The sequence below is a fragment of the Streptomyces sp. NPDC006739 genome, assembly GCF_042869815.1.
Lineage (GTDB): Bacteria > Actinomycetota > Actinomycetes > Streptomycetales > Streptomycetaceae > Streptomyces.
In genome coordinates this window covers 154,190-176,443 of the sequence record NZ_JBIAGM010000004.1, presented here as the reverse complement: position 1 = coordinate 176,443, position 22,254 = coordinate 154,190, and the positions used below count along the sequence as shown (strand labels likewise).

At 70.0% G+C, this 22,254-nt stretch carries 22 protein-coding genes; 9 read left to right on the top strand and 13 right to left on the bottom strand.

The features are described 5' to 3' along the window. The first annotated feature begins 1 nt into the window (after position 1). The 3 genes from ACFYMM_RS10600 (at position 2) to pknB (ending at position 5,079) form a co-directional block, all read left to right on the top strand. Positions 2-1,447, top strand: a complete 1,446-nt coding sequence (locus ACFYMM_RS10600; protein ID WP_388385460.1) for an FtsW/RodA/SpoVE family cell cycle protein — start codon at positions 2-4, stop codon at positions 1,445-1,447. Next, positions 1,444-2,925, top strand: coding sequence for a peptidoglycan D,D-transpeptidase FtsI family protein (locus ACFYMM_RS10595; RefSeq protein ID WP_388385459.1), 1,482 nt, complete (start codon positions 1,444-1,446; stop codon positions 2,923-2,925). Before ACFYMM_RS10600 ends, ACFYMM_RS10595 begins: the two co-directional genes overlap by 4 nt. 171 nt (positions 2,926-3,096) lie before the next feature. After that, positions 3,097-5,079, top strand: a complete 1,983-nt coding sequence (pknB, locus tag ACFYMM_RS10590; protein WP_388385458.1) for a Stk1 family PASTA domain-containing Ser/Thr kinase — start codon at positions 3,097-3,099, stop codon at positions 5,077-5,079. An 89-nt stretch (positions 5,080-5,168) separates the two neighbouring features. Here pknB and ACFYMM_RS10585 read toward each other — a convergent pair whose 3' ends face one another. The 6 genes from ACFYMM_RS10585 to ACFYMM_RS10560 are packed head-to-tail and all read right to left on the bottom strand — an operon-like array spanning position 5,169 to position 9,384. After that, the gene (locus ACFYMM_RS10585; RefSeq protein WP_388385457.1) at positions 5,169-5,915 is read right to left on the bottom strand and encodes a class E sortase; all 747 of its coding nucleotides are present in this window, start codon (positions 5,913-5,915) and stop codon (positions 5,169-5,171) included. 13 nt (positions 5,916-5,928) lie between these two features. Then, entirely contained in the window at positions 5,929-7,029 is a 1,101-nt protein-coding gene (locus ACFYMM_RS10580; RefSeq protein WP_388385456.1) for a class E sortase, read from the bottom strand. Next, positions 7,026-7,664 (bottom strand): aminodeoxychorismate/anthranilate synthase component II, encoded by a 639-nt coding sequence (locus ACFYMM_RS10575; protein WP_388385455.1) that lies wholly within the window; start codon positions 7,662-7,664, stop codon positions 7,026-7,028. Before ACFYMM_RS10575 ends, ACFYMM_RS10580 begins: the two co-directional genes overlap by 4 nt. Continuing rightward, entirely contained in the window at positions 7,661-7,822 is a 162-nt protein-coding gene (locus ACFYMM_RS10570; RefSeq protein WP_388385454.1) for a hypothetical protein, read from the bottom strand. Before ACFYMM_RS10570 ends, ACFYMM_RS10575 begins: the two co-directional genes overlap by 4 nt. Before the next feature lie 52 nt (positions 7,823-7,874). Beyond that, positions 7,875-8,567, bottom strand: coding sequence for a class E sortase (locus tag ACFYMM_RS10565; RefSeq protein WP_388385453.1), 693 nt, complete (start codon positions 8,565-8,567; stop codon positions 7,875-7,877). A gap of 28 nt (positions 8,568-8,595) precedes the next feature. Further along, positions 8,596-9,384, bottom strand: coding sequence for a DUF881 domain-containing protein (locus ACFYMM_RS10560; RefSeq protein WP_388385452.1), 789 nt, complete (start codon positions 9,382-9,384; stop codon positions 8,596-8,598). Between the two features lie 142 nt (positions 9,385-9,526). Between ACFYMM_RS10560 and crgA the strand changes: the two genes are divergently transcribed. Next, on the top strand, positions 9,527-9,781 hold the full coding sequence (gene crgA, locus ACFYMM_RS10555) for a cell division protein CrgA (protein ID WP_388385451.1): 255 nt from the start codon (positions 9,527-9,529) through the stop codon (positions 9,779-9,781). Between the two features lie 258 nt (positions 9,782-10,039). Here crgA and ACFYMM_RS10550 read toward each other — a convergent pair whose 3' ends face one another. Continuing rightward, positions 10,040-10,930, bottom strand: a complete 891-nt coding sequence (locus ACFYMM_RS10550; RefSeq protein WP_388385450.1) for a rhomboid family intramembrane serine protease — start codon at positions 10,928-10,930, stop codon at positions 10,040-10,042. A 152-nt stretch (positions 10,931-11,082) separates the two neighbouring features. Beyond that, positions 11,083-11,616: a peptidylprolyl isomerase gene (locus ACFYMM_RS10545; RefSeq protein WP_388385449.1), complete on the bottom strand. Its 534-nt coding sequence runs from the start codon at positions 11,614-11,616 to the stop codon at positions 11,083-11,085. A 282-nt stretch (positions 11,617-11,898) separates the two neighbouring features. Between ACFYMM_RS10545 and ACFYMM_RS10540 the strand changes: the two genes are divergently transcribed. The 3 genes from ACFYMM_RS10540 (at position 11,899) to ACFYMM_RS10530 (ending at position 16,146) form a co-directional block, all read left to right on the top strand. Then, a complete protein-coding gene (locus ACFYMM_RS10540) occupies positions 11,899-12,600 on the top strand; it encodes a DUF5324 family protein (protein WP_388385448.1) in 702 nt (233 codons plus the stop codon). Positions 12,601-13,044: 444 nt separating this feature from the next. Further along, positions 13,045-13,668: a DUF2637 domain-containing protein gene (locus ACFYMM_RS10535; RefSeq protein WP_388385447.1), complete on the top strand. Its 624-nt coding sequence runs from the start codon at positions 13,045-13,047 to the stop codon at positions 13,666-13,668. Between the two features lie 609 nt (positions 13,669-14,277). Next, complete coding sequence (locus ACFYMM_RS10530) at positions 14,278-16,146, top strand: trypsin-like serine peptidase (protein ID WP_388385446.1); 1,869 nt, start codon at positions 14,278-14,280, stop codon at positions 16,144-16,146. Positions 16,147-16,229: 83 nt separating this feature from the next. Here the strand turns inward: ACFYMM_RS10530 and ACFYMM_RS10525 are convergent, their stop codons facing one another. After that, complete coding sequence (locus tag ACFYMM_RS10525; protein ID WP_388385445.1) at positions 16,230-16,886, bottom strand: ScbR family autoregulator-binding transcription factor; 657 nt, start codon at positions 16,884-16,886, stop codon at positions 16,230-16,232. A 142-nt stretch (positions 16,887-17,028) separates the two neighbouring features. Here ACFYMM_RS10525 and ACFYMM_RS10520 point away from each other — a divergent pair, with 142 nt between their 5' ends. Further along, positions 17,029-18,126: a ScbA/BarX family gamma-butyrolactone biosynthesis protein gene (locus tag ACFYMM_RS10520; RefSeq protein ID WP_388385444.1), complete on the top strand. Its 1,098-nt coding sequence runs from the start codon at positions 17,029-17,031 to the stop codon at positions 18,124-18,126. On the opposite strand, the gene ACFYMM_RS10515 is transcribed toward ACFYMM_RS10520, so the two are convergent. Further along, entirely contained in the window at positions 18,096-18,695 is a 600-nt protein-coding gene (locus ACFYMM_RS10515; protein ID WP_388385443.1) for a TetR family transcriptional regulator, read from the bottom strand. The two genes, ACFYMM_RS10520 and ACFYMM_RS10515, sit on opposite strands and share 31 nt — an antisense overlap. A 103-nt stretch (positions 18,696-18,798) precedes the next feature. Here ACFYMM_RS10515 and ACFYMM_RS10510 point away from each other — a divergent pair, with 103 nt between their 5' ends. Beyond that, positions 18,799-19,929 (top strand): acyl-CoA dehydrogenase family protein, encoded by a 1,131-nt coding sequence (locus ACFYMM_RS10510; protein ID WP_388385442.1) that lies wholly within the window; start codon positions 18,799-18,801, stop codon positions 19,927-19,929. On the opposite strand, the gene ACFYMM_RS10505 is transcribed toward ACFYMM_RS10510, so the two are convergent. The 3 genes from ACFYMM_RS10505 to ACFYMM_RS10495 are packed head-to-tail and all read right to left on the bottom strand — an operon-like array spanning position 19,863 to position 22,146. Beyond that, a complete protein-coding gene (locus tag ACFYMM_RS10505) occupies positions 19,863-20,339 on the bottom strand; it encodes a MerR family transcriptional regulator (protein WP_388385441.1) in 477 nt (158 codons plus the stop codon). The genes ACFYMM_RS10510 and ACFYMM_RS10505 overlap by 67 nt on opposite strands. Positions 20,340-20,353: 14 nt before the next feature. Next, the gene (locus tag ACFYMM_RS10500) at positions 20,354-20,557 is read right to left on the bottom strand and encodes an acyl-CoA carboxylase subunit epsilon (RefSeq protein ID WP_388385440.1); all 204 of its coding nucleotides are present in this window, start codon (positions 20,555-20,557) and stop codon (positions 20,354-20,356) included. After that, complete coding sequence (locus ACFYMM_RS10495) at positions 20,554-22,146, bottom strand: acyl-CoA carboxylase subunit beta (RefSeq protein ID WP_388385439.1); 1,593 nt, start codon at positions 22,144-22,146, stop codon at positions 20,554-20,556. The genes ACFYMM_RS10500 and ACFYMM_RS10495 overlap by 4 nt, the downstream gene beginning before the upstream one ends. Positions 22,147-22,254 lie beyond the last annotated feature (108 nt).

Genomic DNA, 22,254 nt, shown 5'->3' with positions numbered 1-22,254 from the left:
GATGAGCAGTACTACCAACCCGTCGACGCACCACACGTCCACGATCGGCTCGATCGGCACGCCGAGCCGCCGCAACACCGAGCTGGCGCTCCTGGTCTTCGCCGTCGCCATCCCGGTGTTCGCCTACGCCAACGTGGGCCTGGCCATCAACGACAAGGTGCCCGCCGGCCTGCTGAGCTACGGCCTGGGCCTCGGCCTGCTGGCCGGCGTCGGCCACCTCGTCGTGCGCAAGTTCGCCCCGTACGCCGACCCGCTGCTGCTGCCGCTCGCCACCCTGCTCAACGGGCTCGGCCTGGTCGCCATCTGGCGGCTCGACCAGTCCAAGCTGCTGCAGAGCATCCATGTGTCCGGCGGCAAGGCCACCAACCAGCTGATCTACACCGCGATGGGCATCGCGCTGTTCGTCGCCGTGCTGATCTTCCTCAAGGACCACCGCACGCTGCAGCGCTACACCTACATCTCGATGGCGGCCGCGCTGGTCCTGCTGCTGCTCCCACTGGTCCCGGGCCTCGGCGCGAACGTCTTCGGTGCCAACATCTGGATCCAGATCGGCAGCTTCACCATCCAGCCCGGCGAGTTCGCCAAGATCGTGCTCGCGATCTTCTTCGCCGGCTACCTGATGGTCAAGCGCGACGCGCTGGCCCTGGCCAGCCGCCGGTTCATGGGTCTGTACCTGCCGCGCGGCCGCGACCTCGGCCCGATCCTCGTCGTCTGGGCGATCTCGATCCTGATCCTGGTCTTCGAGACCGACCTCGGTACGTCGCTGCTGTTCTTCGGCATGTTCGTGATCATGCTGTACGTCGCCACCGAGCGGACCAGCTGGATCGTCTTCGGTCTGCTGATGTCCGCGGCCGGCGCGGTCGGCGTGGCCAGCTTCGAACCGCACATCCAGGTGCGTGTGCAGGCCTGGCTGGACCCGATGCGCGAGTACACGCTCAGCCGCACCCCGGGTGTCAAGGGCGTCCACTCCGACCAGCTGCAGCAGGCCCTGTGGGCGTTCGGCTCCGGCGGCACCCTCGGCACCGGCTGGGGCCAGGGCCACTCCGACCTGATCCGCTTCGCCGCCAACTCCGACTTCATCCTCGCCACCTTCGGCGAGGAACTGGGCCTGGCCGGCCTCATGGCGCTGCTGCTGCTCTACGGCCTGATCGTGGAGCGCGGTGTGCGCACCGCCCTCGCCGCCCGCGACCCCTTCGGCAAGCTGCTCGCCATCGGCCTCTCCGGCGCCTTCGCCCTCCAGGTCTTCGTCGTGGCCGGCGGTGTGATGGGCCTCATCCCGCTGACCGGTATGACGATGCCGTTCCTCGCGTACGGCGGTTCCTCCGTCATCGCCAACTGGGTGCTCATCGGCATCCTGATCCGCATCAGCGACACCGCCCGCCGCCCGGCGCCCGCGCCCGCCGCCACCCCCGACGCCGAGATGACCCAGGTGGTCCGCCCGTCATGAACAAGCCCCTGCGCCGGATCGCGGTCTTCTGCGGCCTCCTCGTCTTCGCCCTGCTCCTGAGGGACAACTGGCTGCAGTACGTCAAGGCCGACAGCCTCAGGACGAACCCCGCCAACCGCCGGGTCACCATCGCCCGCTACGCCACCCCGCGCGGCGACATCATCGTCGACGGCGACCCCATCACCGGGTCCGTCGAGACGAAGAACAACGACCTGAAGTACAAGCGCACCTACAAGGACGGCCCCATGTGGGCGCCGGTCACCGGATTCGCCTCCCAGGCCTTCGGCGCCAACCAGCTGGAGAGCATCGAGGACGGCATCCTCACCGGCACCGACGACCGGCTCTTCTTCCGCAACACCCTCGACATGCTCACGGGCAAGCAGAAGCAGGGCGGCAACGTCGTCACCACCCTCAACGCGGACGCGCAGAAGGCGGCGTTCAACGGCCTCAAGGACCGGGGCGGCAAGGGCGCCGTGGTCGCCCTCGACCCGTCCACCGGCAAGATCCTGGCGCTGGCCTCCTACCCGTCGTACGACCCCTCGTCCTTCGCGGGCAACTCGACCGGCAGCGACACCACGGCCTGGACGAAGCTCAAGAAGGAGAACAACCCGGCCGACCCGATGCTGAACCGGGCCCTGCGCGAGACCTACCCGCCGGGCTCCACGTTCAAGGTGGTCACCGCGGCCGCCGCGCTGGAGAACGGCAAGTACACCTCCGCCGACCAGCCGACCGACTCGCCGCTGCCGTGGACCATGCCGGGCACCACCACCCAGCTGAAGAACGAGGGCAACATCCCCTGCAAGAACGCGACCATGCGGGTCGCCCTGCAGTACTCGTGCAACAGCGTCTTCGGCAAGATCGGTTCCGACCTCGGCAACGCGAAGATGCTGGCCGAGGCCAAGAAGTTCGGCTTCGACGCCGAGCAGTTCACCCCGGTCCGCTCCAGCGCCTCGGTGTTCTCCGACCAGATGAACCAGTCGCAGACCGCGCTGTCCTCGATCGGCCAGTACAACACCGCCGCCACCCCGCTGCAGATGGCCATGGTCGCCTCCGCGGTCGCCAACGGCGGCAAGCTGATGAAGCCGTACATGGTCGACAAGCTCCAGTCGTCGAACGTCGACACGGTCGCGCAGACCCAGCCGGAGGAGCTGAGCCGGCCGCTGAGCCCGAAGAACGCCCAGATCCTGCAGTCGATGATGGAGACGGTCGTCAAGGACGGCACCGGCAAGAACGCGCAGATCGGCGGCGGTATCACGGTGGGCGGCAAGACCGGTACCGCCCAGCACGGCGTGGCCAACAGCGCGAACCCGTACGCGTGGTTCCTGTCGTACGCGAAGCTCAGCGACGGCAGCTCGCCGGTGGCCGTGGCCGTGGTCATCGAGGACGAGAACGCCAACCGTGACGACATCTCCGGTGGCGGCCTGGCCGCCCCGATCGCGAAGAGCGTGATGGAGGCAGTGATCAACTCCAAGAAGTGACCCCGCTCACGTCCCTTTCACATCGGTGCACGTTGCGATACCGGTCCTGTATCGGGTTACGGGCTTGGCCAGGTCACACAGAGCGAGCCGGGTACGGTAGGCCCGGACGGCAGCCTCCGGCCGCACACAGACGTGGCGGCCGGGACCGACGGAGAGGGCTGGTAGGTAGCTATGGAAGAGCCGCGTCGCCTCGGCGGCCGGTACGAGCTGGGCCATGTGCTCGGCCGTGGTGGCATGGCGGAGGTCTACCTCGCGCACGACACCCGGCTCGGTCGCACCGTGGCGGTGAAGACGCTGCGCGCGGACCTCGCGCGCGACCCGTCCTTCCAGGCCCGGTTCCGCCGGGAGGCCCAGTCGGCCGCCTCGCTCAACCATCCCGCGATCGTCGCGGTCTACGACACGGGCGAGGACTACATCGACGGGGTCTCGATCCCGTACATCGTCATGGAGTACGTAGACGGCTCCACGCTCCGCGAGCTGCTCCACTCAGGCCGCAAGCTGCTGCCGGAGCGGGCGATGGAAATGACCATCGGCATCCTCCAGGGCCTGGAGTACGCCCACCGCAGCGGCATCGTCCACCGCGACATCAAGCCGGCCAACGTCATGCTGACGCGCAACGGCCAGGTCAAGGTGATGGACTTCGGCATCGCCCGCGCGATGGGCGACGCCGGCATGACGATGACGCAGACCGCCGCCGTGATCGGCACCGCCCAGTACCTCTCCCCGGAGCAGGCCAAGGGCGAGCAGGTCGACGCGCGGTCGGACCTGTACTCGACGGGTTGTCTGCTGTACGAGCTGTTGACCGTCCGTCCGCCGTTCGTCGGCGACTCCCCGGTGGCCGTGGCCTACCAGCACGTCCGGGAGGAGCCGCAGCCGCCGAGCGTCTTCGACCCCGAGATCACGCCCGAGATGGACGCGATCGTGCTGCGGGCGCTGGTCAAGGATCCCGACTACCGCTACCAGTCGGCCGACGAGATGCGTGCCGACATCGAGGCGTGTCTCGACGGCCAGCCGGTCGCGGCCACGGCCGCCATGGGCTCGGTCGGCTACGGCGGCTACCCCGACGACCAGCCGACCACGGCCCTGCGCTCCGAGCCGGGCGCCGGCGCCACCACCATGCTGCCCCCGATGAACCCGGACGACGGCGGCTACGGCTACGACGACCGCCCCGACCGGCGCCGCCAGCAGCCCAAGAAGAACAACACCTCCACGATCCTCCTCGTCGTCGCGGGCATCCTGGTGCTGGTCGGCGCGGTCCTGATCGGCAAGTGGGTGGTCAGCAGCAAGACGTCGGACCAGACCTTCGCGGCTCCGAACTTCGTCAGCAACAGCTACGGCGACGCCCAGAAGATGGCCGTCAACGCCGATCTGAAGCTGGCGCCGCCCACCCGCAAGCCCTGTGACAACCAGCCCAAGGGCAACGTCTGCTCGCAGAACCCGGCGGCGGGGACGGACGTCAAGAAGGGCGACACGATCTCGCTGGTGGTCTCCACGGGCGCGCCGAAGGTGACGGTGCCGGACGTCCGGGGCATCTCCTTCGACAAGGCGCAGGCCCAGCTCAAGAGCCAGGGCTTCGACGTGGCCAAGAAGACCGAGGTGTCGACGCAGACCCCGGACGTCGTCATCGCCCAGGACCCGGCCGGTGACACGGAGAAGGAGAAGGGCTCGACCATCACCCTCACCGTGGCCAAGGCCGAGGAGAAGGTCGCCGTCCCCGACGAGACCGGCAAGAGCTGCGACCAGGCCAAGGCGGACCTGCAGGCCCAGGGCCTGGCCGGCACCTGCAACGACCAGCCGACCACCGACCCCAACCAGAACGGCAAGGTCGTCTCCAGCTCCCCGCCGGCGGGCACGCAGCTGGCGAAGAACACGCCGGTGACCCTCAACGTCGGCAAGCTCCAGCAGCAGACGCAGGTCCCGAACGTCACCGGCCGGTCCGTGAAGGACGCCCGGCAGATCCTGCAGCAGCAGGGCTTCAACAACATCCAGTTCTCGGGGTCCTCGGACGACAACGCGTTCGTGGTCAAGCAGGACCCGGGCGGGAACAGCCAGGTCGGTGACCCGGGCAGCACGCAGATCACGCTGACCACCATCGGCGGGAACGGCGGTAACGGGAACGGCGGTACGAACATCTTCGGCGGGGTCGGCGGCTGATCCGGTCCTGACCCGCCTCACCCAAAGGGCCCTCGGCACCGCACAGCGCGGAGCCGAGGGCCCTTTGGGTACCTCACCGGCTCACCGGCTCAGCGCAGTTCCTTCGGCGGCGTCCGCTCGCTGTCCACCTTCTGCACCCGGACCAGCTCGCCCCAGACCACGTAGCGGTAACGGGACGTGTACACGGGGGTGCAGGTCGTCAGGGTGATGTAGTGGCCCGGCTTCTTCTTGCCGGACTCCCTGGGGACCGCGGTCAGGACCTTGACGTTGTACTTCGAGGTCTCGTCGAGGATCGCGTAGACCTTGTAGACGTACCAGTCGTCCTTCGTCTCGAAGACGATCGGGTCGCCCTTCCTCACCTTGTCGATGTTGTGGAACTTCGCGCCGTGGCCGTCCCGGTGCGCGGCGAGGGCGAAGTTGCCCGTCTTGCCGGAGGTCGGGAGGGTGGCCTTGACGGGGTCGGTGTAGTAGCCGGCCACGCCGTCGTTCAGGACGCTCGTCGAGGTGCCCTTCTCGACCAGGACCTCGCCGTTGCGCATCGACGGAACGTGCAGGAAGCCGATGCCGTCCTTGGTGTCCAGCGCGCCCGGCCCGGTGTCCGCGGCCCAGTGCTCACGGACCTTGTCGGACTGCTTGTGCGCCACCCGGTCGGCGACGACGTTCGTCCACCACAGGGAGTAGGCGACGAAGAGGCCGAGCACCAGGCCCGCCGTGATGAGGAGTTCACCGAAGACGCTGACCGCCGCGGCGATCCTGCCCGTGCCCCGGCGTCCCGAGGAGGTCGCCGTGTCCGGCACGGACGTCTGCTCTTCGGTGTCGTCGGCGGTCGCTGCCACTGTTCATCTGCCCTTAACTGACGAGCGCATCCGGCTTGCCCTTGCTGCGCGGCCGTTCCTCCACCATCTTGCCCCAGACGATCAGCCGGTACTTGCTGGTGAACTCCGGCGTGCAGGTGGTGAGGGTGATGTACCGGCCCGGCGTGGTGAACCCCGAGCCGTTCGGGATCGGGTTCAGCACGCTCGTGTTGGACGGTGACGTCACCGGCAGCGTCGAGGTCACCTTGTACACGAAGTACGTGTCCTGCGTCTCGACCACCACCGCGTCACCCTTGGTGAGGCGGTTGATGTACCGGAACGGCTCACCGTGCGTGTTGCGGTGCGCGGCCAGCCCGAAGTTGCCCGTCTTCGCGTCCGGCATCGCCGTCTTCAGCGCGCCCTCGGAGTAGTGCCCGACCATGCCCTTGTCGAGCACCTTCTTGTTGCTGACGCCCTCGGCGATCGGCGCGACCACGTCCAGCTTGGGAATGTGCAGGATGGCGAAGCCCTGCCCCGGCTCGAAGGCACCCGGCGCCCGCTTGCCGTTCGCCCAGTCCTGCTGCAGGGTGCTGGTCTCCTGGCCGGCCTGCGCGTGCGCGCGCACGTTCGTCCACCACAACTGGTAGGTGACGAACAGCAGCATCAGCACACCGGTGGTGATGAACACCTCGCCTATCGCCCGGCTCGCCAGCACCCCGGGGCTCGGCCTGCGCGCCCGCTCCTGGCGCCGCGCCTCCATCCGGGAGAGCGGGGCCCGCGACGGGGTGCCCCCCGAAGCCGCTGACGCCGGTCCCGCGGCCGGCCTCGGCTCCGGGTCCGGGGCCACGGGGGTCCCGTGCCGTCCGCCGCGCCGCTTGGCGGCCTTTCTGCGGGCCGCTCGGCCGCCCGCCGGGGTTCCTGTGACACCAGAGCCCGATGAGGCCGCAGAGGCGGCTCCAGGGCCCGGTATGGGCTCGCTCCCGTGGGCCGTCGGCGGATCGGGGATCCGCAGCGCCATCGTCTCGTCGTCCAGCGGCGGCCGATACGGTTCCTCGGGCGCCTTCTCGTACGCCCAGTCCCCGTGCGCACCGGAAGCCTCGTACGACTGATCCCCGTACGAGGCATCGGTCTCGCGCTCCGGGCGCAGCGCGGTCACGCCGTGGCCCTGCCCACCACCGGGGCGAGCCCCGCCGACCTCGCCACGGCACCCTGGTCGCCGCACTCCACCAGCCAGTTGGCCAGCATCCGGTGCCCGTGCTCGGTCAGCACCGACTCGGGGTGGAACTGGACACCCTCCACCGGGAGTTCGCGGTGGCGCAGCCCCATGATGATCCCGTCGGGCGTGCGGGCCGTCACTTCCAGCTCCGCCGGGACCGTGGCCGGCTCGGCCGCCAGGGAGTGGTAGCGGGTCGCCGTGAAGGGCGTGGGCAGGCCCGCGAAGACACCCCTGCCCTCGTGCTCCACCAGCGAGGTCTTGCCGTGCAGCAGTTCCGGCGCCCGGTCCACCACACCGCCGTACGCCACCTGCATGGACTGCATGCCGAGGCAGACGCCGAAGACGGGGACGCCGGTCGCGGCGCAGTGCCGGACCATGTCCACGCAGACGCCCGCCTCCTCCGGCGTGCCCGGACCGGGCGAGAGCAGCACACCGTCGAAGCCGTCCTGGGCGTGCGCCGTCGACACCTCGTCGTTGCGCAGCACCTCGCACTCGGCGCCCAGCTGGTAGAGGTACTGGACCAGGTTGAAGACGAAGCTGTCGTAGTTGTCGACGACGAGGATCCGCGCGCTCACTGGTTGTTCACCGTCACATCGTTGAAGGGCAGCAGCGGTTCGGCCCAGGGGAAGACGTACTGGAACAGGACATAGACCACCAGCAGGACGAGCGCGAGCGAGATCAGCGCCCGCACCCACGCGTTCCCCGGCAGATGCCGCCAGATCCAGCCGTACATGCCGTTCCTTCCGTTCCGCCACGGCACCGCACTCACGCCGTACAGCACCAGACTAACGGCGCAGAGCCCCCGGTTTGCCTGCCTCCACGGGCTGGGTGGCGTCCAGGTGCGCCCAGACGATCAGCCGGTGACTGTGACCCCATTCGGGATCGCATGTGGTCAGCGTCAGATACCGGCCCGGACGGGTGTACCCCGATGTACGTGGCACAGGGTCGATCACCTCGACGTCCGTCGGCACGGTTTTGTAAGGCCCTTTGTCGATCCGATACGTGAACCAGCTGGTGCCGTCCGTGAGGACGATCGCGTCCCCGGCGCGCAGCTCGGGGAAGTCCTTGAAGGGGTCGCCGTAGGTGCGCCGGTGCCCGGCCACCGCGAAGTTGCCGACCTGGCCGAGCCCGGCGGTGCGGGCGTAGTGGGCGAGGCCCTTTTTGAGTACGTCGGTGCCGGTGCCCTCCAGCACGGGCTTGTTCCACGTGAAACCGAGCCGCGGGATGTACATGATCGCGAAGGGCTTGCCGTAGTGGTACGACGCCGGTTGCGCGGGACCGGCCGGGGCGACGGTGGGACCCGCCGGGCGGTGTGTGCCGCTCGCCCTCGACCACTGCTGGTGCAACTGGTCGATCTGGTCGCTCATCGCGCTGTCGGCCCGGACCCCGGTCCAGAACAGTACGTACGCGACGAAGAGCACCATGAGCGCGCCTACGGTGATGCACAGTTCGCTGACGGTCCTGACGATCACGCGCACCGGCGGCTCCTGAGCGGACGGCTGGCGGCTACGGCACGGGCTTCGCGTAGTGCAGATCCACTGTGCCCGAGTAGCCGGGAAGAGTCACCGTCCCGTCGTCGGTGACTTTCCAGCCGAGCCCGTAGACATTGACGTAGACCATGTAGTTCTGGATCGCCTGGGAGTCGGCGAGCGCCTTCTGCAGGGCACCCGGGTCCCCCACTGCGGTGATCCTGTACGGCGGTGAGTAGACGCGGCCCTGGAGGATCAGGGTGTTGCCGACGCAGCGGACCGCGCTGGTGGAGATCAGCCGCTGGTCCATGACCTTGATGCCCTTGGCGCCGCCCTGCCACAGGGCGTTGACCACGGCCTGCAGGTCCTGCTGGTGGATGACCAGGTAGTCGGGCTGCGGCTCGGGGTAGCCGGGGAGCTTGGCGGTGGCGTTCGGCGGGGCGTCGTTGAGGGTGACGGTGATCGCCCTGCCCTTGAGGCCCTGGGTGCCCGCGTCCTTCTCCAGTCCGGACAGGGCGCGGTCCTGGGCCTTGCTGCTGCCGTCGTCGCTCTCCGCGAGGGACTCGACGTTGTCGCGCAGGGCCGCGTTGGACTCGTCCAGGTCCTTGTTCTTGCGGCTGCGTTCCTGGATGAGGTCGGAGAGCTTCAGCAGCGAGGAGTCCGTACGGATGTCGGTGCCCTTGGCCGTGTTGAAGCTGGTGAAGAAGATGAGGCCCGCGAGGGCGAAGACGGCCACCGTGAGGATCCGCACCGGCCGCAGACGCGGGGTACGGAAAGGCCCGGAACCCGTTGATCCCGTCCCGGGGGAGTCGGCAGAATTGCTCAACGTACCCTTATCTCCTTCGGCGCCGCGGAAGCACTACGCTAACGGACGCCCGGGGGAGCCCTCAGTGTCCCCTTGTACGCTGCCCCCGAGCCCGACCCAGTTACCTGCGCGGCCACGCAGCGCATCGACAGGAGAGACCCTCGTGCCGAAGTCACGTATCCGCAAGAAGGCCGACTACACGCCGCCGCCGGCGAAGCAGGCGACCGCCATCAAGTTGAACAGCCGTGCCTGGGTCGCGCCGGTGATGCTGGCCATGTTCCTCATCGGCCTGGCCTGGATCGTCCTCTTCTATGTGACGGGCGGCTCGCTGCCCATCGACAGCCTGAACAACTGGAACATCGTGGTCGGCTTCGGCTTCATCGCCGCCGGCTTCGGTGTCTCCACCCAGTGGAAGTAGCGGCCGGGCAGCTCTGCCCAGGGCTTGGCCGCTGAGTTATCCACAGCCCAGCGCTCGTCGTCCACATGTTGGGGAAAAAGAACGACGATCTGTGGATAACCCGTCTGGCGTTGACGCCGGTATGACTGCCCCACCGACCGCCGAAAGCCTGTTCGCCCCCTGCCTGACCTGGTGAAACACACCTGAGCGGCAGGGGGCACAGCTGTGTCCGCACGGTATGCACAAGATCCGCCACCGACTGTGGACAACGGTTCGGTATCAGGTGAGCTGAGCCGTCCTGACCAGCGTCAGGACCACCACGAGGACGAGGACCAGGGCGCAGGAGCCGTACTGGATCAGCGCCCGCCGCCGGCGCGGGGCGTGGACCATGGCGTAGCCGACGCCGACACCGGCGACCAGGCCGCCGATATGGGCCTGCCAGGCGATACCGCTCATCCCGAAGGTGATGATCAGGTTGATCACCAGCACGGCGATGATCGGCCGCATGTCGTAGTTGAGGCGGCGCATGAGCACGGCGGTGGCGCCGAGCAGGCCGAAGATCGCGCCGGAGGCGCCCAGGGAGGGCTGGGCGGCGTCGGCGAGGAGGTAGGTGAGCGCGCTGCCGGCCAGGCCCGAGGTGAAGTAGAGCGCGAGGTAGCGGGCGCGGCCGAGGGCGGCTTCCAGGGGGGCGCCGATCCACCACAGGCTGAGCATGTTGAACAGGATGTGGACGTACCCGCCGTGCAGGAACATCGCGGTGAGCAGCCGGTAGTACTGGCCCTGGGCGATGCCCTCCAGCGGCCCGCCGTACGAGAAGAACGCCTGCCCGACGAGTTCCAGGCGGTTGGTGAAGGCGTCGCCCAGCGCCATCTGCGCCAGGTAGACGGCGACGTTGACCCCGATCAGCAGCTTGGTCAGCAGCCGGGGGTCGGCGGTGAGGGTGCCTCCGGCGAGGGTGCGCGGCCGGGCGGCGGCCGGTGCGTGGCCCGTACCCGATCCGCCCCGGACGCACTCGGGGCACTGGAAACCGACGGAGGCGCTGACCATGCACTCGGGGCAGATGGGGCGCTCGCAGCGGGTGCAGCGCACACCGGTCTCCCGCTCCGGGTGCCGGTAGCACACGGGCAGGCTCTGCGCATCCTGCGCGTTGCCTGCGGCCTGGTCCTCCATGAGGTCCCCTCGCTCGTCGTGGACGTACTCCGCCCCGCCCATCCTTACGGACGAGCGGGGCGATTGGTTCCCCGGGGAAGATTCCGGCCGGGCGTCGTCGCGGCCGTCGCGCTCGGCCTTGGGCGGTCGCGCTCGGCCTTCGGCGGTCGGGCTCAGCCTTCGCGCTTCTCGATGACGACCGACTCGATGACGACGTCCTTCAGCGGCCTGTCGTTGGGGCGGCTGGTGGGGACGGCGATGATGGCGTCCACGACCTTCTGGCTGGCCGGGTCGGTGACCTCGCCGAAGATCGTGTGCTTGCGGTTCAGCCAGGCGGTCGGGGCGACCGTGATGAAGAACTGCGAGCCGTTGGTGCCCGGACCGGCGTTGGCCATGGCGAGCAGGTAGGGCTTGTTGAAGGAGAGGTCGGGGTGGAACTCGTCCTCGAACTCGTAGCCGGGGCCGCCGATGCCGGTGCCGAGCGGGTCACCGCCCTGGATCATGAAACCGCTGATCACGCGGTGGAAGATCGTGCCGTCGTAGAGCCGGTCCTTGGTCTTCGCACCGGTCTGCGGGTGCGACCACTCGCGCTCGCCCTGCGCGAGCTCCACGAAGTTCTTGACCGTCTTCGGCGCGTGGTTCGGGAACAGCCGGACCTCGATGTCGCCGTGGTTGGTCTTCAGGGTGGCGTAAAGCTGCTCGGCCACGATCTGCCTTCCGTTGTCCTCCTGTGACACCCCGATCCTCGCACGGCCCGGGCGCCACCCGGCCCGGTGGCGGCCGGTCGGCGGGCATCCTCACGAATCGCTTGCGGAAATCCGGGCGAGTCCCCCCGACCTGAGGGCACCCGGAAGCGAAAGATGGCATTGTCTGCTTTGTCGCCGGCAACCCGTATGCCCGTCCTCGCATGCCCCACAGCGCGTCGACAGGCATGATCCGTAAAAGGGTGGAAAGTCGAAATACCGTACGCCACCGAGGAGGAGGAACCCGTGACCCGCATTGACAGCGTGCGCGCCGCGACCGGTTCGGCGAAGGACAGCGTGCTGCACGCCGCGGAAGTGGTGGCGCCCTACGCCGACACGGCCAAGGAGCGTGCCGCGTTCTACGCGCAGGAGGCACGCGTGCGGCTGGCGCCCGTGGTGTCGCAGGCCGCCGAACAGGCCCGCGAGCAGTACGGCGCCCATCTCGCCCCGCGTCTGGAACAGGCCCGTGCGCATGTGCCGCCGAAGGTGGACCATGCCGCGCACGAGGCCGCCGTCCGCACCCGCAAGGCCGCCCGGCAGGCCGCCGACTATTCACGCCCCCGGCTGGAGCAGGCCGTGGCGGCGGCCGGTCCGGTACGCGACGAGGCCGCCGCCCGGGGCGTGGCCGCCCTGGCCGCACTGCGCGGCCAGGTCTCGCCCAAGGAGATCCAGAAGCTGGCCCGCAAGCACCGCCGGCGGGCGAGGGCCGGCCGGGCGGCCAAGGCGCTGGCCGTGCTGGGAGCGCTCGCGGGCGGTGCCTTCGCCGCCTGGAAGTGGTGGGACAAGCAGGCCAATCCCGACTGGCTGGTGGAGCCGCCCGCCGCGACGGAGGTGCCGGAGCCGGGCCGGCTCAGCTCGGTGGACGGCAGCCCGGATTCCTCGCTGCTCGATCCCGAGGTCCAGGCCAAGGAGGCCGAGGAGCAGGCGAAGGGCGAGGACCAGGACTGACGCGAAGCGCTGCCGCCGCTTCGGGGCCCGCCGTGCGAAGCGCACGGCGGGCCCCTTCTGTCCGAAAGAAATTAAAGGCCGGAAAATTATTAGTCGACGTCGAGGTATTCGATAGCACCGCACGGTGCATGGTCGGAATTTCAACGCACCCCAACGCCCCTTGACCAAACCATTGCCATCACCTACCGTGACTTACTGGTCACTCTCGGCAGTTAGGTGGGCGTGACGTGGACAGAAAGGTCTCCCGGTGACGTGCAATCATCTCTCCCGCGCTGGGAAGGCCTCGAAGAACCGGAGCAGATCAGCGGTTGCTCGGACCTGCTCGAGGATTTCCTCAAGACCATCAGCAGGATGGAGAGCGAATACGTGCGAGCTGCCTTGGGTGGGGAATTCTGAACCCGGCCACTGGGGAAAGAAATGAACTGGAGTCAGCAGTCGTTCGGGATGGACAACATGGTGGAGTCCCCCGATGCGACGATCACCCCGGACTCATGGGATCCGGCCGAGGAACTGGCCGAGATGCTGTCCGCGGCGGCCGGCGGAACCCCTCCTGAGCTGCTGCTGGACGAGGGCGCGGGACCACGCCACCGGGTCGATCGGCGGCGCCCGCGGCCGGGGGCCCGCTATGTCACCGGGCGGCGCAGGGCCTTTCCCGCGGCGCTCCTGATCGTCCTGATCACCGTATGCTCGGTGATCATGCTCGGATGGTCCATTTCCTATTCGTATTCCCAGCTGCGCACGGTGGCTCTGCTGGTGGAGCCGAGCAAGCCGGCCCAATGGTGGCCGCTCACCGTTTACGGCCCGTGGCTGGTGGCCGGATTATCAGTTCTGCGCGCCTCTCTGCAACGGCGCCCGGCCCGCCGTTCATGGGCCGTCATGCTGCTCTCCTCCGCCATGGCCGTGACCCTTTCCGTGGGCCATTCCCCGCATTCCGTGCTCGGCATGGTGGTATTCGGCATTCCCCCGATCACCGCCCTGGCCTGTTTCCGGGAACTGGTCGGCCAGGTGTCACCGCCGCAGGGCCCGCGGCACGCCGTCAGCAGCACGAAGGACCTCGACGGCGCGTAGGGCCGCCGTCGCGCTCGGCAGCGCACAGGCCGTACCCAGGCCGAGTTCGCGCGGGCGGGAGCGTGCCCGCAGGGCGAGCGCCGCTTCCGCCGCCACGGCGAGGAGTGCGCCGCGCACCCGGCAGGGCCGGGTGCGCGGCCGCCTGCCGGGTGGGGCGGGTTCTGCCGCGCGGGGCGGCGACGCGCGGACGGTCCCACGGCCGGTCCCGGGCGCCCTGGTGGACGTCGTACCGGCAGACGACGTAGAGACCGGGCGCGGCGTCGCGCCCGAGGGTGATGCCCCCGTCCGCTCACTCGCCGTCGTTAGTCGGTGATCGTGATGCGGCCGCCGGCCCGGAGGTCCGCACGTCCCACGGCGACCGTGGCCAGGCGGAGTCCGCGGCCCAGTACTCCTCCGGACTGGGCGCGGGCAGCCGCTACCCCCGTTCTTTCCGTCCATCGAGGGCTGTCAGCCCGTCCGCCCATCCGTCCGTCCGAACGCCGCTATTGACGTTGTGTCAGTTTCTGCCCACCAGTATGCTGGCGGCTTTCTGTCGAACTGAAGTGCGACTCTCGGGAGCCCGGTGCCACCACCGTCCGGCGGCTCCCTACAAGATGGAAAGACACCTCTTTGCGTTCCAGACACAGATGGATCCCGGCCCTCGCGCTCGGACTGAGCGTGGGCCTGCTCGGCACCGGGACGGCGTCGGCCGCGGCCGCGTCGACGGCGCACCCGGCGTCATCGACGGGCGCGGGGGCCGTCGAACCGGCCGGGTCCCCCACTCCCTCGGGCGGTCCGAGCCTTGGAGAGGAGGAGAAGTACTGGACGGCGAAGCTCATGGACAACGCGGTACCGGTCGACGCCGTCACGCGCCCCGCTCCCGGCTCCCGGCACGACCTCGCGGGCGCCGCGAAACGCCCGGCGCCCGTCGGCACACCCGCCGCCGAACGCTTCGGCGGCCACCCGACGGTGGGCACGTTCTTCTTCGACGGCACACCGCTGGGCGGCCCGAGCACCTACTGCACGGGCAGCGTCGTGGACACGGCCGCCAAGGACATCGTGCTGACCGCCGGACACTGCGGCCTGGGCCTGGCGGCCGCCACCCACCGGATCTTCGTGCCCCAGTACAGCGCCGGCAAGTCCGCCGACCAGCAGCCGTACGGCGTCTTCCCGGTCTCCCAGCTGTACATCGACCCGCGCTACGAGAGGAACACCAAGAAGCCGACCTCCGACCTGGACCTGGCCTTCGCCCAGGTCGACGCCAACAGCCGGGGCGAGGTGGAGAGCGTCACCGGCGCCCTGACGTTCACGCCGACCAGCGGGTACGCCCACCAGGTCACCGTCATCGGCTATCCCGGCTCCGCCGGCGTCAACCCCGGCCACGTGCCGGTCCGCTGCCCCGTCAGCACCTCGCAGCTGCCTGGCTTCCGGCAACTGCGCATGACCTGCAAGGGCTTCTACGGCGGCGTCTCCGGCGGCCCCTGGATCGAGGACTACGATCCCGCCACCGGCACCGGCAAGGTGATCGGCGACACGGGCGGGTACAACGGCGGCGGCAACGACGCCGACGACGACTGGGTGACGTACGCGCCGGTCTTCGGCAAGGACGCCCAGGACCTGTTCGACGACGCCGCCGCCCATCGAGCGGTGGGCGCCGAGCCGCCGTACCAGCCGTCGGGGGCCCCCTGGCTGCCCGGAGCCGCGTCCACCTGGCAGCAGGCCAGGCTGCTGGCCTCGGGGGACTTCCGGCACACCGGCCACAGCGACATGATCGTGGTCTGGACCGACGGTTCCGTCACGCTCTACCCCGGCAACGGACACGGCGGCTACGACACCGGGCGGCGACTGCTGGCCGCGAACGGCACCTGGAAGGACGCGACGACCATCACGGCGGGCGACTTCTCCGGGTCCGACCAGTTCGACCTGATGGTCCGCTGGGTCGACGGCGAGGTCACGCTCTACGGCGACGTCGGCTCCAAGGGGCTCAACTGGGCCGGAACCCAGATGATCAAGCCCAACACCACCTGGAGGAACGCGACGCAGATCGCGGCCGGCCGCTTCGCCTCCTCGAAGTACGTCACGGACCTGATGGTGCGCTGGGCCGACGGTGGACTGACGCTCTACACCAACGTCGGCGCCGGCACCTTCGGCCAGTTGCACAGGCTCAAGGGCCCCAACGCCACCTGGAAGAACGCCACACTGCTGACCAGCGGAGAGTTCTCCGGCAGCCGGAACTGGGATCTGATGGTCCGCTGGACGGACGGCGAACTCGACAACTACGCCAACACCAGCACCGCGGGCGTGGGCCCCGAGCAGCGCATCAAGAACCCCAACAAGCTCTGGACCCGCGACGCGGCCATGACGACCGGCGCCTACACCGGTAACGGTTCCACGGACGACGTCGTCATCCGCTGGTCCGACGGCGAGACCACCATGTACACCGACACCCACGCCGACCAACTGGGCACGGAACACATGCTGGTCGCACCGACCTCCTGAGCCACCGAAGACGTCCTCCGGACCGCGGGCGGAGCAGGAGGTACCGGCCGTCCTGCCCGCCCCGGGCGGACGGCCGGGCCGTCTCAGCTCGCGTTCGCCGCCGGCAGCACCGCCGTCAGGATCTCCTGGACGCGGTCCGCGACGTCCTTGCGGTCGTTGAGGACCCAGGAGATGTGCTGGGCGCCGAAGAAGGCGGAGACGAGGACGCGGGCGGTGGACTCGGGGCAGGTGGGCGCCGGGAGCCGGTCCTGCCGCTGGGCCTGGCGCAGCCAGACCGTGAGGGACTCGGTGTAACCGAGGTACGGCATCGGCATCTCGACACCGATCAGGGAACGCTCGATCTGCAGCCGGGCACCGGCCTGGACCATCGTGTCGTCGCGGAAGGCGACGGCCGTGCGCACCAGCAGCTCCGCCACCGCCTCCAGCGGCGGCAGCCCGGCCTCCTCCACCTCCTGGGCGATGACCCCGAGCACGTGGTAGAACTCCTCGGCCACCGCCTGGGCGAGCGCCTCCTTGTTGGCGAAGTGGAAGTAGACCGCGCCCTTGGTCACCCCGGCCAGTTCGGCCACGTCCTGCACGGTCACCGCGGGGAAGCCCTTCGTGGCGAAGGCCTCCGCCGCCGCGTCGAGCACCTGACTGCGGGTGCGCACGGCGCGTTCCTGCTTGAGTCCCGTGTCCCGGTGGCGCGGAGCGGTGGCCCGTTCGGGCCGGGACATGGGGGTAGTGCGTTCCGCGGCCATGGCGTCCATTCCCTCGCTGAGACTGTTCTTCCCTTGAAATATACCTTCGGGAATGTATTGTAAGTGGCGGCTCGACCAGCTCTCAAGCGTCGTGCCGGTGTTGCTGTTGTCTGCGTGAATGCATTCACTGGGGGTTCAGACCATGCATCAGCCTGTCGCCACATTCCCCGACCCGGGCACCGCCCGCGTCGAGGCCTTCCACCCGCGGCACCTCGCCCCGGCAGCGGCGGCTCCCACGCGTCCCGGACACCGGCAGCTCAGCTACCTCCACGCCGTCCCGCGGCACATGGTGCACCGCGCGGCGATCGCCGAGGTCTTCCTCACCGACGCCGTCCGCACCGGCGAGCACAGCTTCCTGGTCGCCGCGCAGTGGCCGCGCGACCACGCCCTCTACTCCCCCGGCAGCGACGGCACCAGCGACCCGCTGCTGTTCATGGAGACGATCCGGCAGGCCCTGGTCTACCTCGCGCACGCCTACCACGACGTGCCGCTCGGCCACCGTTTCATAGGCTTCGGCTCCGAGTTCGAGATCACCGACCCGGCCGCCCTGCACGTCGGCGGCGAACCCGTCCCGGTGGTCCTCGAAGCCGAGTGGGTCTGGGTCGGCAACCGTCCGCCGAATCGTTACGGCATGCGCCTGGAGGTCGTCCTCACGGTGGGCGGGCGGGCCTGCGGCCACGGTGCGCTGCAGGTCGTCGCCGTGGACGACAAGCGGTACGCCATGCTGCGCGGCCGGGGGGCCCAGCCGCGCGGTGTCGCCGTGACCGGTCCGGCGCCGCGCCCGCTGCAGCGGGCACACCCGTCGGCGGTGGGCAGGCTGCGCGCCAAGGACTGCGTGCTGGTGCGCGAACGCGCCGACGCCCCCTGGCGGTTGCTCATCGACGTCGAGCACCCCATCTTCTTCGACCATCCCAGCGACCATGTGCCCTTGATGGTCACCCTGGAAGGCTTCCGTCAGCTCGGCCATCTCCTGCTGCACCCCGGTGACACGCCCCCGGACGCCGGGCACACCCTGCTCGGCATGGAGGTCGACTGCCTCTCCTTCGGTGAACTGGACACGCCCATCGACCTGGTGGTGCGCGAGCGCGAGGTCGATCCCCGTTCCGGCACGACCCGTCTGACGCTCGACGCCGTCCAGGGCGGCGTCCGGCTCGCCCGCTGCCGGTCCCGCTGGGGAGCCGCCGGCCTGGCCGCGGGCGGCCGCGCCGCTCACTGCGCCGCCGTTCCCCGGACCGCCTGAGGACCCTCCTCCAGCGCGTCCCACAGCTCGCGCACGCGCGCGGCCAGCCCGCGCCGCTCCAGATCGGGCGCCGTGCAGTAGGCGCCCACCAGGATCACCCTGGTCAGATCGGCCAGGGCCGCGGACGGCGTCGTCTCCAGCGCCTCCCCGCCCTCCCCGCCCTCCACCACTTCGGTGGCCAGCGCGCGCAGATCCGCCAGGATCTTCGGCGGTTCGGAGTTCCCGGGCGTCTCGTCCAGCACCAGCCGCAACGCCGCGTTGAACCGCACGTCGGACTCGACGCGTTCGGCCAGCGCGCAGCACAGCGCGCGCAGCCGCTCACGCACCGGGAGGTCCGTGGCCGCGTGCCGGGCGAGGATGTCGTCCACCACCTCGTCGAGGTGCTCGGTCAGCGCGCGGGCCAGGTGCTCCTTGGAGGCGAAGTGGCCGTACAGGGCGCCCTTGGTCAGTCCGGTGCGGGCCGCCACGTGCTGGAGGTTGGCGCGCGGGTAACCGTGCCGGACGAACTCGGCCGCGGCGGCGTCGAGGACCAGTTCATGGGTGCGCAGCGAGCGCGCCTGCTTCGCCATGGTGCGTCCCTTCGATCGTGCGAGGTGGGGGCGGCCGGGTCCATAAATAATACCTTCTTGAACGCACTTTTTTGGTGCGGGATTCCGACAAGGAGCAGACAGCATGCCCTCCATCAGCGCTCTGGGCACGGTCGCCGAACACGCACCGTCCGCCGACCGGGATCGCCGGCTGGCCGAAGTGGTGGTGGCCGAACTGACCTCCGCCGGACTGGCCCGGCATTTCGTGCCGCGCCGATGGGGCGGCGCCGAAGGAGGTTTCGCACCCCTGCTCGCCGAGGTGGCGGCGGTCGGCGAGGCCTGCGCGTCGGCCGCCTGGGTCGGGATGCTCTGGGCCGCGCACGCGCGCTATGCGGCGCTGCTGCCCGAGGAGGGCCGGCGTGAGCTGTGGGGCGGCTCGCCCGACGTGCGGATCTCGGCCGCCCTGATGCCGCCCAGCGGATCGGCCCGGCCGGCCGGCGGCGGCTGGCGGCTGACCGGGTCCTGGGCATGCGTCAGCGGGATCGACAGTGCCCAGTGGCTGCTGGCGGCCGCGCCGGAGCCGGCGGAGGACGGCGGACGGGTGCGCGTGTTCGCCGTACCGGCCGGGGAAGTGGAGGTGGCCGACACCTGGGACGCCACCGGACTGCGCGGCACCGGCAGTCACACCGCCGTGGTACGGGACGTCTTCGTCCCGCACCACCGCTCCTTCTCCCAGGCCGCGTTGCTGCGCGGCGGCGACGCACCGGGCCTGGCCCGCTGCCACACCGTCCCGGCCCAGTTGGCCGGCGGCCCGCTGTTCTGCGCCCCGGCGCTGGGCGCGGCCCGCCGGGCCCTTGCCGTGTGGTCGCAATGGGCGGCCGGGAAGGCACCCGGCGGGCGCCCGCACCACGACAGCGCGACCGTGCGCGAGACCCTCGCGCTGGCCTCGGCGTACATCGACGCGGCCGGCCTGCTGCTGGAGCGGGCCGCACACCGCGCCGACACCGAACCGGTCACCCCGGCCCTCGTCACCGGCAACCAGCGGGACGCCGCCGTGGCCGCCGGGCTGCTCACCGACGCGGTGGACCGGCTCTTCCGCACCGGCGGCGCCCACGTCCGCGACGGCGGCGGCGACCTGAACCGGCTGTGGCGCGACGTCCACACGGTGGCCTCGCACGGAGTGCTGCGCCTGGAGCCGGTGGCCGCCGCCTACGCCTCGGCCGCGTTCGGCACCGACGCCCCGGCCCGCACCAGCGCCGCCTCCCGCTCCAGATAGAAACCGATCTTCCAGTCGAGGTAGCGCAGCGTGGAGCCGAATTCCCTGGACCGGACCCGCAGCGTCTCCCGGTGCGCCTCGAGGAGTTCACGGCGGGCGGCGATCGTCGAGTCGCCCGCCCGGTACAGCTCGACGTAGTGGTTCATCTCGGCCGGGGACATCCCGGTGCTCCGCAGGTGGTTGAGGAACTCGAGCCAGCGCAGGTGGACCGGGCTGTAGGCACGGCCGCCGTACGGGTCCTCCTCGGCGCCCTCGATCAGCCCCTGGTCCTCGTACCAGCGCAGCGTCCCGGCGTCGAGGCCGCTGATCCGGACCACCTCCTCCAGGGAGTAGGTCTCGGCGTGCGGGGCGGCATAGGCGGTGGGGCGGTTGTCGTGAGTCGTGGCCTGCGTGGCCTGGGTGGCGGGCATGGTGATCCTCCGGGTCAGTGGCGCCAGGACGTGGCGGCGTGGTGCGTGATCAGGGCGGGGCGGTGCCAGGTGGGTCGGGTCGGGGCGGGCGCGGGCTCCTCCGCGGCAGGCGTCCGCCGGGCCAGATCCAGCAGTACGGCGGTGGCGGCGGCCAGTTCCTCCGGGGACGGGGCGCCGCGCAGCACGCGCAGGACGGGGCTGCCCGTGTCGTCACTCATACCGGCTGGTTCCCGTGCTTGCGGGACGGCAGGTCACGGTGCTTCGCGCGGAGCATGGCCAGCGAACGGATCAGCACGGCCCGGGTGTCGCCCGGGTCGATCACGTCGTCGACGAGGCCGCGTTCGGCCGCGTAGTAGGGGTGCATCAGCTCGGACCGGTACTCCGCGATGCGCCGCGCCCGGGCCGCCTCGGGGTCGTCCGCGGCGGTGATCTCCCGGCGGAAGACGACGTTCGCCGCGCCCTCGGCACCCATCACGGCGATCTCGTTGGTGGGCCAGGCCAGCGCCAGGTCGGCACCGATGGAGCGGGAGTCCATGACGATGTAGGCGCCGCCGTACGCCTTGCGCAGCACCAGTGAGATCCGGGGCACCGTCGCGTTGCAGTACGCGTACAGCAGTTTGGCGCCGTGCCGGATGATGCCGGCGTGTTCCTGGCCGACGCCGGGCAGGAAGCCGGGCACGTCGACGAGGGTCACCAGCGGGATGTTGAAGGCGTCGCAGAACTGCACGAACCGCGCGCCCTTCTCGGACGCGGCGATGTCCAGCACCCCGGCGGTCGTGGCGGGCTGGTTGGCGACCACGCCGACGACATGGCCGTCCAGCCGGGCCAACGCGCACACCAGGTTGGCCGCCCAGGTGGGCTGCACCTCGAAGTACTCCCGGTCGTCGACGATCTCCTCGATCACCCGGTGCATGTCGTACGCCTGGTTCGGCTCGGCCGGCACCAGGTCGAGCAGGGCCTCGCAGCGTCGCTCCGGATCGTCCGACGGAGCCTCGTACGGCGGCAGTTCGCGGTTGTTGGACGGCAGCATCGACAGCAGGTGGCGTACGTCCTCCAGGCAGCTCGCCTCGTCGTCGTAGGCCGCGGCGGCCACTCCGGAGACCGAGGCGTGCACGTCGGCGCCGCCGAGCCCGTCGTGATCCACCTGCTCGCCGGTCACCGCCTGCACCACGTCCGGGCCGGTGATGAACATCTGCGAGATGCCGCGCACCATGAAGACGAAGTCGGTGAGGGCGGGCGAGTAGGCGGCGCCGCCGGCGCACGGTCCGAGCATCACGCTGATCTGCGGCACCACTCCGGAGGCCGCCACGTTCCGGGTGAAGATGCCGCCGTAGCCGGCGAGTGCCGAGACCCCCTCCTGGATCCGGGCGCCCGCCCCGTCGTTCAGGCTGACCAGCGGCGCCCCGGTGGCCAGTGCCAGGTCCATCACCTTGTGGATCTTGGTTGCGTGCGCCTCGCCGAGGGCGCCGCCGAAGATACGGAAGTCATGGGCGTAGACGAAGACGGTGCGGCCGTCGACGGTGCCCCAGCCGGTGACCACGCCGTCCGTGTACGGCCGTCTGGCCTCCAGGCCGAAGCCGGTGGCACGGTGCCGGCGCAGCGGCTCGATCTCGGTGAACGAGCCCGGATCCAAGAGGAGTTCGATGCGCTCGCGGGCGGTGAGCCTGCCGCGCGCGTGCTGCTGGGCGCTCGCGCCGGGGGCGGGTCCCTCGTGCACGAGCTCGCGTATCAGCTCCAGTTCCGCGAGCCGGGAGCGGGTGGTCTCGGGTGGCGGGTGCGGGACGGTGCGTTCCTCCATGACGGTCATGCCTCCATCATGGACCACTTAAATTCCTTCGGGAAGGTATTTTAATAGTGCTTTGCCAGAGAGCGCGGGTACGCCGAAGGCCCCGGCCCCGGGAACGATCTCCCGGGA